Source organism: Vibrio sp. 10N.286.55.E10 (assembly GCF_002872555.1).
In the GTDB taxonomy this organism is placed as follows: domain Bacteria; phylum Pseudomonadota; class Gammaproteobacteria; order Enterobacterales; family Vibrionaceae; genus Vibrio; species Vibrio crassostreae.
In genome coordinates, this window is record NZ_MCSD01000060.1 from 190,051 (window position 1) to 202,115 (window position 12,065).

The window sequence follows — 12,065 nt, forward strand, 5'->3', positions numbered from 1 at the left end:
GGAATGTATGACTACTAATCTTGTGATTTAATAGCGACATTATCTGGTGAGGTGCAAATGTGCCTTGTTTATATGTTACTAAATCACTAATTAAGCAGTGATATATTTTAGGTTTGTCGTCAATGAAGTCTCGTGGTCCATTTTGTATTCGAAACGCAGCTGCGGATACATTTGCTATGGTCGTTTTCTGTTTTATTTCTGGCATGATCGTAGAAGTGTTTATTTCTGGTATGACGTTTGAGCAATCTCTTGCTTCTCGAACGTTATCTATTCCTGTAAACATTGCTATCGCTTGGCCTTATGGCGTTTTTCGTGATTGGTTCTTGCGCAATGGTGCAAAACTTTCACAAAGCTCATTGATGAAAAACTTGTCTGACTTGATGGCATACGTGTTATTTCAGTCTCCTGTGTATGCGGGTATTTTGTTGGCAGTGGGTGCTTCAGGCGAGCAGATCGTTACGGCTGTCACCAGTAATGCCGTTATCTCGTGCGGTATGGGCGTACTTTACGGCTACTTCCTCGATATGTGTCGTAAATGGTTTCGAGTTCCGGGCTACTATCAACAAGCTTAAGAAAAGCAACAAGCGTAAGTGCAGCGTAAGAATGAAATTTGGTTTGTTTTTGATCTAATGAGTTAATTTGTAATCGAACAAACCGAAAAAGGCACTTTTTTTGAGAATGCCCCTTGACCAAAGCAAGCAGAATCAATAAAGTAGCGCCTCGTTGAGTGACATGCTCAATACACAATTTGTGGAAGGATGGCTGAGTGGCTTAAGGCGCTCGCCTGGAAAGCGAGTATACGTTTATAGCGTATCTGGGGTTCAAATCCCCATCCTTCCACCACTATTCAAAACCCTAGCAGAAATGCTGGGGTTTTCTCGTTTTAGAGCTCCTATATTCACGTAATCTGCCTCCTTCCATGACGTCGCCTTTTCAAATCCCTTTTCGTGATGGCATTTTCTCTGTTTATGTTGAAACACATTGATCCAGATTAGCGATTGATGTCACCGATAAACGCTTGATTTCTTGGTCTGGATCTACAAGATTAAGAGTAAGCAACATTTTGAATAATCTTAACTTTTAGGAATCTATAGCATCATGACAGAAACCCTCGTTTCTCCAATGCTCTCCTTTACTATTGCGATCTCATTACTGTTTATTGGTAAAGGTTTAATCGAGCGCTCTGAAGTATTAAGGAAGTACTCTCTGCCAGAGCCAGTTATTGGTGGCTTTGTTTGTGCCGCTATCGTAGCGGCGCTTTACTATCTATTTGAAATCCAGATCACCTTTAGCCTTGATGTCAGAGATTTTTTGCTACTTTACTTTTTTGCTGGTATTGGGCTTCAAGCGGATATTAAGACGCTGGTAAAAGGTGGGCGACCGTTGTTCATCCTGCTCTGTCTGGCTTCGGCTTTTATTGTCCTTCAAAACTTAGTTGGCATGGCTGTCGCGTCGGGTTTTGGTATGGATGCGAAAGCGGGTTTGTTGTCAGGTTCTATCAGTCTGATTGGCGGTGTGGGTACGACACTAGCTTGGGCGCCAATGTTTGTTGAAGAGTTTGGTATTGCTAACGCGCTAGAACTTGGTGTGGCTTCCAACACAGTTGGTTTGATAGCGGCGTGTGTGATTGGTGGTCCAATTGCTAACTACCTACTCAATAAACACAAAGTAAGTCCTTCTAATGAAGAAGAGGTCACCGTTGGTGCATTCCAAGAGAGTGAAACAAAAACAGAGCTAAGCCACTACGGCGTTCTATGGGCATGGTTGATTCTAAATCTGACGCTGATGCTAGGTTATAGCTTGAGTGAAGTTATCGAATCAATGGGTTTGAAACTGCCGTTATTCGTTAGCTGTTTGATCGCGGGTATCTTAATCGGAAACGTTGGTAGGGCTCTGTTCAGGAAGCGCCGTACACAAGAGAAAATTGCTCAAGGTCGCAAAGGTTTAGCGATGATCTCTGACATCTGCTTAGGCATGTTCTTAACCATGGCTTTGATGGGACTACGAATCTGGGATCTTGACGGGCTGTTTGGCTACATCTCTGTGGTCATGAGTATCCAGATTCTACTTTCACTACTGTTTACTATCTTCGTTGTTTATTACTTGATGGGAAGAAACTACGACTCCGTGGTGATATGTTCTGGTTTCGGTGGTATCACTCTAGGTTCAACAGCAACTGCGATTGTTAACATGACAGCGGTAACTCATCGCTATGGCGCAAGCCCACAAGCATTCATTGTGGTGCCATTAGTGTGTGGATTCTTTGTTGATTTGATCAACGCGCTAGTGATCAGTTTCTTTGTTGGCCTGTAAGTGAAGTGACGGATTGTTAACTGCTTGAGACTAGCATCTGATTCATGACCACAAAGGTGATGACGAAAGTTGTCGCCTTTGTATTATCGACAGCAAGCTAAAACACGTATATCAGCCTTTGATGTAGTGCCTTGAAGTGACTCGGTGCACAAGTTAGTAAGAGCAATTACGATCTTGATAAATTGGGATATATGTTCGCAGCAAATTTGTGAGACGCTTGATCAAGTGTCAGTTGAATCACAAGGAAGTTGAATGCACCACTTTAATATCCGCGCGCTGGAATACCTTAATGCTTTATCGAAATATGGGTCGTTACGTAAGGCATCTAAGATGATGAATGTTGACCCTGCCGCGATGAGCAGAATGCTGACACAGTTAGAAGCGCAAGCGGAAATGAAAGTATGGGAGCGCAACAACCGCCAATCACTGTTAACCGAAGCAGGTAATGAACTGTTGAATTACTACCGTTCCATAGTTCGTAGTGAAACGGCGGTACTGGCTCGTCTAACTAAGTTGAAAAACCTCAAGGGCGGTAACGTTAGCATTGCGATTGGGGAAGGTTTTATCACTAACTTGGTTTCTAAACCGATGCAAACCTTCATGGCTCGATACCCTGATATCAATTTATCGATTGAAATTGCAGGTGCATTGGATGCCGTGAAAATGTTAGAAGATCAACAGATAGATTTCGCGATCACCTATGCGTCTGCACCTCATCCTAAACTGCACTCCCATGTTGAACGTAGCCATCCGCTCGAATTGATTGCTCCGAAGGGGCACTTCCTTACGATGAAAGAAGCGCCTGTGGCACTGCAAGATGTTAGAGAGGCCTCTGTTGCTTTGATCGACAACTCGACAGGTATGGGGTGGTTAGTAAAGCAGGCTGAACAAAACTCTCATCTCACTTTGCAACCTAAGCTTCAAACTAACTCGGTTACCGCGCTAACTAACTTCGTTTCGGCTGGGTTGGGCGTAACCTTTATGCCCAAGCTCACCGTGATCGATGAGATAAAGTCAGGGCAGATTGAAGTGGTGGCGACCGAGTTGGAGATGCTATCGAAGGCGACGGTGAAAGTTCAATCTCTCAAAGGCCGCGGGCTATCATTGCAAGCCGAAACCTTTTTAGACTTTCTCATCGAGAACGCCACATTCTTGAGCCACGACGCCCATAATATTTAGATTGAAGTAGGTTGGTGCACATAATCACATCACCTAACTTCATTCCGCGATAGTTCAGTATTCCTATCCTCGTAGAGGGCTTTCTCTTAGTAATAAACCGATCCCTTGAAAGCTTTATAACCATCCAACATCACACTTCCCATATTCATTCTCCCGATTTACGACTGAATTGACTTTTTATCAACACTGTATGCATTGTTAAGTCAACGTGTGCTGAATAAGTTACAAATTATTAACGAAGGTAGTTTGAAACAGACAGCTGTGTTCGGCATGTTTTGCTGTGTCGGGCATTAGGGGAAGAGAATGGAAGTAATTGTAATTGGCAGCGGTGTTATTGGGTTGACCAGTGCTTGGTATCTGGCGAAAGAGGGCCACTCGGTGACGGTTATTGATCGTCAAGATAGTAGTGGCAAGGAAACCAGCTTTGCGAATGCAGGGCAGATTTCTTACGGTTATTCTTCACCATGGGCGGCGCCTGGGATTCCGTTGAAAGCAATGAAATGGCTTACCCAAGAGCACGCTCCCTTAAAGGTGAAACCGTCACTTTCTCCGGAATTAGTGGCTTGGGCGACTAAGATGTTGGCCAACTGTAATGAAGCCAAGTACGCCGTGAATAAGTCACGCATGTTAAGAGTGGCAAACTTCAGTCGAGAGTGTCTCACTCATCTAAGAATCAGTGAAAATTTGGCTTATGAGGGCAGGCAGAAAGGTACCTTGCAAGTATTCCGAAGCGAGAAGCAACTCGATGCGATTCAGCAGGATATGAAGCTATTAACAGAGAGTGGAATCAAACACTCACTGTTTGATGTTCAACAGTGTCTGTCAGTGGAGTCGGGCTTAGCGGACGTTAAAGACAAGCTGGTGGGCGGCTTATATTTACCTCATGATGAAACCGGTGATTGTCATCAGTTCTGTTTAGCGCTGACTGAGAAGGCCAAGCAACTTGGTGTTAGGTTCGTGTTTGATACTGAGGTGGTGAGTTTGAATCATCAGAACCAAACCATAAAAAGCATTGCGACAACTCAAGGTGAATTCAAAGCGGACGCTTACGTGGTGGCTTCGGGAAGCTACTCTCGTGAACTGCTCAAGCAAGTGGACTTATCGATTCCTGTATATCCCGTGAAGGGCTACTCCCTGACACTTCCGATCGTGAGTGCAGATAAGTCGCCGACCTCTACAGTAATGGATGAAACCTACAAGGTAGCGATGACTCGTTTCGATGACCGAATTCGTATTGCAGGGACGGCAGAGCTTGCTGGCTTCAATTATCTTATTCCTGAAAAACGTAAAGCCACGATTGATATGGTGATAAAAGATCTTTTCCCACAGGCGGGGGATTTCTCTAAGGCAGAATACTGGACAGGGTTAAGACCGATGACTCCGGATGGTACGCCTATAATCGGCGCGACGCCTATCAAGAATCTATTTACCAATACAGGCCATGGAACTCTAGGTTGGACAATGGCATGTGGCTCAGGAAAGATCTTGGCAAGCGTGGTCAGTGGCTCTGCTAGTGATATAAAAACTGATGACTTGAGTATCCACCGCTATATGTAAAAGCAAGCCGTTAGTTATCTTGCCTATGGTTTGATGATATCGACATTAGGAGCATAAAGCGGATGCACCTAATGTTGCAAATCTAGGTGCATGGTTTTAAGTCTCCTCTATTTATAATCACGAGATGAATTGAGACTTAAATGACCTTAGCTCTGGCGGTAGCTCCTTATTTACGAGGTTAATAGCTTTGCGATGTTCTAATCCAATGGATCTCACTACGTCCCCGAAATGTTGGTTAAACAATAGCTCGAAATCACCACTGAGTTTGTAGTCTTGCAGTTTGTCCTCAAGTAATTGAGCCAGTTGAGCCTTGTCTGGGTGGACATAGAAGACCAGAGGAAGAGGGTAATAAAGCATAATACTTTTTTCTATGACTAACCCATCCAGGGAATAGGTATGTTCTTGGTATATGCTTTCAACTTCATTGGCTCCGAGTGACACATAATCACATTCTTTATCTGAGAGAAGTTTCAGAATCTCTGGTAACGTTCCTTGCTCTAGTAGTCGATATCCATTTGCTCTAAACAGCTCAGCATCAGCCCATGTCGCAGGAATTCCAGCGATAAGTGATTTCAGTTTATTGCTGTTGATATTATGGAATGTGGGTTGATCTTGTTCCCTAATTATCAGGATACGGTGTCCTAATAAGCCTTTACAAATTGGAGAGTTGAGTTTGATTGCAGGCTTATCAGCAAATTTACGGTTTCCCGCCACCGTGACGAGTACATCATAATTCTTGCGGAATATATTTCCTTCATCCTCAGCTCTTGGAAAGTCTGTATTATCGCTGTGAACGACAATAGGTTCGTTCGGATCCCAATTCAACAAGCTATGAATTAGCTCCAACTCATAGTGCTGTCTTTTACCTGATTTATTGCCATTCCAAAAGTTAAACATAGTTGTCCTAAGGGGGAACTTACATTTTATGACTGGTATGCTGACATAGGTTTAGCGGCCAAGAAAGCGCTTTCTTTTGTTTTTGAGAGAATCATACATAGATACAGTCTATGTATGTTGAGAATCGCGACGGAAAGGCTATTTTAAAGAAAGCACATAAGTTCATTGATGGGTTAGAGGTTCGACGATTAGGAAAGACGATGGGGGCACTATTAGTGAATCTTAACTTATTGTTTTTAAATTGTTTTTTGTTTTAGCGAACAATTAATGTGACGAATGGCACTGTTGTGTATTTCTATTCTCAATCTATTCTAAATTTGTGATCTATGGTTCGTTTCATCGAAATGTAAGTTGAAGAATCATTCTATCGGCTTATTATCCATCTAAAGAAAGCGGTTTCTTGATGCGAGTTGCCGATAGTGAATACGAAAACACCCCCTTTTTTTAAAGTTAAAAGAAAGCGCTTTCTTTCTGGTTATTATCATTAAAAGGACAACGTGATGCACAAAAAGACATTGATTGCTTCGCTCGCCATTGGAGCTTTATTCGGAGCCTCTGTACAAGCAGATGAAGTTAAGCAGGGTGGCACACTAACGGTGCCAATTATCAATACTGGCTTTGTTGAAAACTTTAACCCTTATACAACTAAAGACTTGCTGCATGGGGTAATGTTTGAGCCATTGGTCGTATTCAACAACATGACAGGTGATGTTGATTATCGCCTGGCTGAGTCGGTTGAGTATTCAACTGACCTGAAAACATTGACGCTTAAGTTACGAGAGAATTTGAAGTGGTCTGATGGTTCAAAGTTAACTGCAGACGACGTTGTTTTTAGCTTTATGTTGACTAAAGAGGCACCAGCTTTTGACCAGAAAGGTATTTGGTCTTCAGGTAATTTAAAAGAAATCAAATCTATTGACGCGCGAACCGTCTTGTTTGAGCTGACGGAAGCGGATTCTACATTTGCTTGGAACTTAGAGCGTTACCATATTGTACCAAAGCATATTTGGTCGAAAGTTGAAGAGCTGACAACGTTTACCAACCTTAACCCGGTAGGTAGTGGCCCAATGACGACGGTTAAATACATTAAACCGCAACAGATGGAGCTGTGCCGAAACCCAAATTACTATTTAGAAAATAGACCTTATTTAGATTGCATCAACTTCCGTTCTTACAATGACAACTCTCAGATCCAACCTGCCTTAATCAAAGGTGAGATTGATTGGGGTTCAAATTTTATTGCTGACGTTGAGTCAACATTTGTCGATATGGATAAAGAAAATAACCATTTTTGGTATCCAGCGAATGATGCGATCCACCTTTATGTAAATACCAAAGAAGCGCCATTTGATGACCTAAGAGTACGACAAGCACTGTCTATGGCTCTTGATCGTGAAACTATCGTTGATATTGCTGCCTACGGTTATCCGACTGCAAACTTCAATGCTGGTGGCATCGGTGAGCTATACGAAACGCACATTGATAAAAATGTATCTAAGAAATATGGCTATCTAACTAAGTACGATGTTGAAAGAGCAAACGCTTTACTTGATGAAGCGGGCTTAGTTGACAAAAACGGTGATGGATTCCGCGACAAAGCAAACGGGGAAACGGTTGAGTTTGATATCGAGGTTGTAAACGGTTGGACCGACTGGATCCAAGTGGTTCAGATGGTATCTGAATACTTTGAAGAAGTGGGTGTGAAAGCAAACGTTAAGACCGTGGATTGGGCGGTATATGACAGCAATTTGAAAGAAAGTAAATATACCATGTCAATTAACTGGTCAATGGTCGCGACAAATCCAATCTTGGCGTACCAAGAGTACTTCTCAACGTCTCGAATCGGAAAAACTTGGCATGCTGGTCACGGTGTTAATTCACCAGAAATCGACGCATTGATCGACAGCTTCGGCAAAATTGGTGATGCAGAGCAGCAAGAGAAAGTGTTGAGTGAACTTCAGGAGTTTACGGCTGAAAACCTTCCCTTTATCCCTCTATTTTCTAACCCAACTTGGTTCCAATACAGTACTAAACATATTGTTGGTTGGCCAAGTGAAAAAGACCCATACGTACAGCCAGTATGGTACGACGGTGGTAAGAGAGTAATAATTCTCAACAATCTACACCTTAAGTAAGTTATTTTTGAGAGGGCTACAGCTTAGGTTGTAGCCCCTAGGTTAAAAGATTTTTATGTCGTTTTTAATTCGCCGATTTGGCTTCTATTTTACCGCTTTCTTAATCGCTATCTCGTTTAATTTCATGTTGCCTCGCCTAATGCCAGGAGATCCTGTTGATGCTCTTTTCGCTGCAGCTCAAGGTCGAATGGATCCTGCTCAAATGGATGCTGTTCGTGAAATGTACGGTTTTGTTGATGGCAATGTTTTCGAACAATACTTCGCGTATATGAAAAGCGTATTCACTCTTGATCTGGGACCTTCAGTGCTTATGTTTCCTGTAAGTGTTTCAGATGTCCTTGCTATGGCACTGCCGTGGACTATGTTCCTAGCGCTTGGTTCGCTGATTGTTGCTCTTATCATTGGTGTCAGTATTGGTACGTATGCATCGTATCGACGTGAAGGGCTATTTGGACAAATTGTTCCGCCAGTTTTGGCATTTATTAGTAACTTCCCGTACATCGTGACCGCGTTACTGTTGTTCTATTTCTTCGGTTTAAAACTCGAACTATTACCTTTGGCATACACCTATGACCCATCGCTAGAGCCAGGTTTTACATGGGAGTTTATTTCTAGTGTGGCTAAACACGCTGTGTTGCCTATGGGCTCTATGGTCCTGGTTGGGATCGCAACATGGGTCTTCAATATGCGTAATGCGATGATCAATGTGTTGGGTGAAGATTACGTAACGATGGCTGAGGCCAAAGGCTTGAGTAGTTATCGTGTTATGTTTCGCTATGCTGGTCGAAATGCCATCCTTCCTGTTGCGACCGCTATTGCAATGGCAATCGGATTCTCATTCGCAGGCTCAATCATGACCGAAGTGGTTTTTAACTACCAAGGCTTGGGGAACATCCTTCTTAAAGGCATAGTTGCTCGTGATTACCCACTTATCCAAGCCATTCTTCTTATCTTGGTGACAGCGGTACTGACCGCTAACTTTATTGCCGACCTTCTATATGTCTGGCTTGACCCTAGAATCTCGAACTGAGGCGCATGATGGATAATTTAATGGATACTCAAAAAACCGCTAACCAGCCGAATATGCCAGTACGTGAGCCAAAATGGTCGTGGAAAAACGTAAAGAAAACTCTCGGTAAAGCTTACGCATTTTTCTACGGTAACCCTCCAGCCATTGTAGGTACTTTTTTACTTACGATTGTCTTAGCTGGGGCGTTATTTGCGCCTGTATTATCGACTCATAATCCAGAAAAGCGCGTAGCACGTCCACATATTGCACCAAGTTCTGAGCATATTATGGGCACTACTCGTAGCGGGCGTGATGTATATAGCCAGGTTCTATTTGGAGCAAGAAAGTCGCTTACTGTTGCGATCTCTGCGGGCGTAATCGCGATGACAATAGCAGTACTCGTCGGGGTTTCATCTGGTTACTTTGGTGGAAAAGTCGATGAACGCTTGAACTTCGTTACTAACGTATTTCTTGTGTTTCCACAGTTGCCCTTGCTGATTGTTCTCGCCGCATTCTTAGGGCAGGTCGGTTCGCTGGTTATTACCGTGTTGTTAGGAATAACCTCCTGGCCTTGGGGAGCTAGGGTGATTCGTGCACAGACCATGGCAATTAGAAGCAAAGAATTCATCATTTCTGCAGAAGTTATGGGTGAATCAAAAATCCGCATTATTTTAGTAGAGATCTTACCAAACTTAGTTTCGATTGTTTTTGGCGGCTTCCTAGGCACGGTTATCTACGCAATGGGCTCTGAAGCTGGTCTAGGTATTTTAGGTTTAGGTGATGCAACAGAAGTGAGTTGGGGCTCTATGCTGTATTGGGCACAGACCTCTTCATCGTTATATACCGGAGCATGGTGGGAAATGCTGGTTCCTGCATTGGCGTTAGCGATTACTGGTGGTGGACTCGCATTGATTAACATGTCAATTGACCAAGTGAGCAACCCTAAATTACGTACGGGCCCACACATCAAACTGTGGCACAAACTTAAAAAAGAAGCAGATAAACGCCGAGGCCTATAATGAGAAATCTATTAGAAATTAATAACCTGTGTGTTGATTACGTTTCTCCTAATGGCGTAGCAAGAGCCGTTAATGACGTTAGTATTTCCATTGCGCCCGGTGAAACGCTCGGTATTGCCGGTGAGTCTGGTTGCGGTAAAAGTACATTGGCTTTTGCTATATCACGCCTACACAAAGCACCAGCGCTTATCTCTGAGGGTGAAATACTCTACAAAGGGCAGGATGTTTTAAAGATGAATAACAAGCAGTTACGTGACTTCCGTTGGAATGACGTTTCTATTGTTTTTCAAAGCGCAATGAACTCACTTAACCCTGTCATTACCATCGGTGAGCAGCTAACGGACGTTATTCTAGCGCACAGAAAAATACCTTATAAACAGGCTCACGATCGTGCGGTCGAGCTGTTAGGAACGGTTGGGATTCATGGCGACAGAATGTCGAGCTTTCCCCATCAACTGAGTGGAGGTATGCGTCAGCGAGTTGTTATTGCGATTGCTTTGGCGCTGGAACCTAAACTGATCATCATGGACGAGCCAACAACGGCACTTGATGTAGTGGTTGAACGTGAAATCTTGAATGAACTGTATGAGCTTAAGAGTAAGTTTGGCTTCTCTATTCTGTTTATTAGTCACGACTTAAGCCTCATGGGCGAAATTGCTGATCGAATTGGCGTGATGTATGCGGGTAACCTTATTGAATTAGGTGATGCGAAAACGGTATTTAGTGAACCTAAGCATCCTTATACAAAAGGGCTTATCTCTTCATTCCCGACTATTCATGGGCCAAAAGAACGTCTCTACGGGATACCTGGGAATCCTGTCAACCTTTTGGATACACCTCAAGGATGTAACTTCCAAGAGCGATGTGGCGAATGCATTTCAATGTGCATTAAAAGTGAGCCTCGTTTGGGCGCTATTGCGACTGGGCATCACGTATCTTGTCACCTAGTTTGAGCGAAAGATTATGAATACTTTAAAGAACGTTGATAAAAGCGAAGTTATCTTATCAGTTAAGAATTTGGTAAAAGATTTCCCACTTGGCCAGTCAGTCAAAAGCAATATGATGCGAGCCGTAAATGATGTTTCATTTGATCTACGTAAAGGAGAAGCATTAGCGATTGTTGGCGAATCTGGCTCAGGGAAAAGCACAGGAGCTCGAATTCTTACCCGAATTTACGATAAGACGGCTGGAGATATCGAATTCAAAGGTGAGCCTCTGTCTGACTATATTGAAAAATATGGTGAGCTTGAATATGCACGCCAGGTGCAAATGATTTTTCAAGACCCGTTTGGCTCGTTGAATCCTGTACACACGATTTACCACCATATTGCGCGACCATTACTTATCCATAAACGAGCAGAAAAAGAAGCGATTCCGAACCTCGTTTATGAATTGCTTGAAATGGTTGGGCTTACACCAGTTAAAGAGACAGCAGAGAAGTACCCGCATGAATTAAGTGGTGGACAACGACAGCGTGTCGCAATTGCACGTGCAATTGCTGTTAGCCCGGAAGTTATCCTAGCTGATGAACCCATTTCTATGCTTGATGTGTCTGTGCGATTAGGAATCCTAAACCTAATGGCTGACTTGAAAGATAAGCATGGTATTTCGTTCATGTACATCACTCATGACATTGCGACAGCGCGTTATTTTGCTGAGAAAACGGCGGTGATGTATGTAGGACATATGGTCGAATGGGGCAATAGCGACAACGTCACTCAGAACCCGCAGCATCCGTATTCTCAGCTGTTGTTGTCAGCAGTGCCAGAAGTCGGTAAATCGGGCAAGCGTGACATGAACGTGAAAAAAGGCGATATCCCTTCTTGGAAACCAAGTAGCGTGGGCTGCCCGTTCGCAAGCCGTTGTCTGAAAGCCGATAAACTTTGCACGCAATCAATACCAGAACCGACTCAAATTGCAGAAGAGCATTTTGCTCGTTGTCATCATTTGTAAACT

General features: G+C 43.3%; 10 protein-coding genes and 1 tRNA gene. 10 read left to right on the top strand and 1 reads right to left on the bottom strand.

The window, feature by feature from the left end:
- The first annotated feature begins 122 nt into the window (after positions 1-122).
- The 5 genes from BCV39_RS21975 (at position 123) to BCV39_RS21995 (ending at position 5,049) form a co-directional block, all read left to right on the top strand.
- Complete coding sequence (locus BCV39_RS21975; protein WP_102432920.1) at positions 123-572, top strand: L-alanine exporter AlaE; 450 nt, start codon at positions 123-125, stop codon at positions 570-572.
- 180 nt (positions 573-752) lie between these two features.
- Positions 753-843 (top strand) — tRNA-Ser (locus BCV39_RS21980).
- 255 nt (positions 844-1,098) lie between these two features.
- On the top strand, positions 1,099-2,313 hold the full coding sequence (gene gltS, locus BCV39_RS21985) for a sodium/glutamate symporter (protein ID WP_102432919.1): 1,215 nt from the start codon (positions 1,099-1,101) through the stop codon (positions 2,311-2,313).
- A 252-nt stretch (positions 2,314-2,565) separates the two neighbouring features.
- Complete coding sequence (locus BCV39_RS21990; RefSeq protein WP_102432918.1) at positions 2,566-3,492, top strand: LysR family transcriptional regulator; 927 nt, start codon at positions 2,566-2,568, stop codon at positions 3,490-3,492.
- A 303-nt stretch (positions 3,493-3,795) separates the two neighbouring features.
- Positions 3,796-5,049, top strand: coding sequence for a D-amino acid dehydrogenase (locus BCV39_RS21995; RefSeq protein ID WP_102432917.1), 1,254 nt, complete (start codon positions 3,796-3,798; stop codon positions 5,047-5,049).
- A 117-nt stretch (positions 5,050-5,166) separates the two neighbouring features.
- On the opposite strand, the gene BCV39_RS22000 is transcribed toward BCV39_RS21995, so the two are convergent.
- Positions 5,167-5,946 (bottom strand): ABC transporter substrate-binding protein, encoded by a 780-nt coding sequence (locus BCV39_RS22000; protein WP_102432916.1) that lies wholly within the window; start codon positions 5,944-5,946, stop codon positions 5,167-5,169.
- Between the two features lie 500 nt (positions 5,947-6,446).
- Here BCV39_RS22000 and BCV39_RS22005 point away from each other — a divergent pair, with 500 nt between their 5' ends.
- From BCV39_RS22005 to BCV39_RS22025, 5 genes are read left to right on the top strand one after another with little or no spacing between them, the layout of a single operon-like run.
- Positions 6,447-8,081, top strand: coding sequence for an ABC transporter substrate-binding protein (locus BCV39_RS22005; RefSeq protein ID WP_102432915.1), 1,635 nt, complete (start codon positions 6,447-6,449; stop codon positions 8,079-8,081).
- A 55-nt stretch (positions 8,082-8,136) separates the two neighbouring features.
- Positions 8,137-9,111: an ABC transporter permease gene (locus BCV39_RS22010; RefSeq protein ID WP_102432914.1), complete on the top strand. Its 975-nt coding sequence runs from the start codon at positions 8,137-8,139 to the stop codon at positions 9,109-9,111.
- Positions 9,112-9,119: 8 nt separating this feature from the next.
- Complete coding sequence (locus BCV39_RS22015) at positions 9,120-10,109, top strand: ABC transporter permease (protein ID WP_048664694.1); 990 nt, start codon at positions 9,120-9,122, stop codon at positions 10,107-10,109.
- Entirely contained in the window at positions 10,109-11,062 is a 954-nt protein-coding gene (locus BCV39_RS22020; RefSeq protein WP_102432913.1) for an ABC transporter ATP-binding protein, read from the top strand. Before BCV39_RS22015 ends, BCV39_RS22020 begins: the two co-directional genes overlap by 1 nt.
- Before the next feature lie 10 nt (positions 11,063-11,072).
- Positions 11,073-12,062, top strand: coding sequence for an ABC transporter ATP-binding protein (locus BCV39_RS22025; RefSeq protein ID WP_061018419.1), 990 nt, complete (start codon positions 11,073-11,075; stop codon positions 12,060-12,062).
- Positions 12,063-12,065 lie beyond the last annotated feature (3 nt).

Coding starts and splice junctions, on each gene's coding strand:
- BCV39_RS22010 (WP_102432914.1), top strand. CDS start 8,137: ATGTCGTTTTTAATTCGCCGATTTGGCTTCTATTTTACCGCTTTCTTA.
- BCV39_RS22015 (WP_048664694.1), top strand. CDS start 9,120: ATGGATAATTTAATGGATACTCAAAAAACCGCTAACCAGCCGAATATG.
- BCV39_RS21995 (WP_102432917.1), top strand. CDS start 3,796: ATGGAAGTAATTGTAATTGGCAGCGGTGTTATTGGGTTGACCAGTGCT.
- gltS (WP_102432919.1), top strand. CDS start 1,099: ATGACAGAAACCCTCGTTTCTCCAATGCTCTCCTTTACTATTGCGATC.
- BCV39_RS22025 (WP_061018419.1), top strand. CDS start 11,073: ATGAATACTTTAAAGAACGTTGATAAAAGCGAAGTTATCTTATCAGTT.
- BCV39_RS21990 (WP_102432918.1), top strand. CDS start 2,566: ATGCACCACTTTAATATCCGCGCGCTGGAATACCTTAATGCTTTATCG.
- BCV39_RS21975 (WP_102432920.1), top strand. CDS start 123: ATGAAGTCTCGTGGTCCATTTTGTATTCGAAACGCAGCTGCGGATACA.
- BCV39_RS22000 (WP_102432916.1), bottom strand. CDS start 5,946: ATGTTTAACTTTTGGAATGGCAATAAATCAGGTAAAAGACAGCACTAT.
- BCV39_RS22005 (WP_102432915.1), top strand. CDS start 6,447: ATGCACAAAAAGACATTGATTGCTTCGCTCGCCATTGGAGCTTTATTC.
- BCV39_RS22020 (WP_102432913.1), top strand. CDS start 10,109: ATGAGAAATCTATTAGAAATTAATAACCTGTGTGTTGATTACGTTTCT.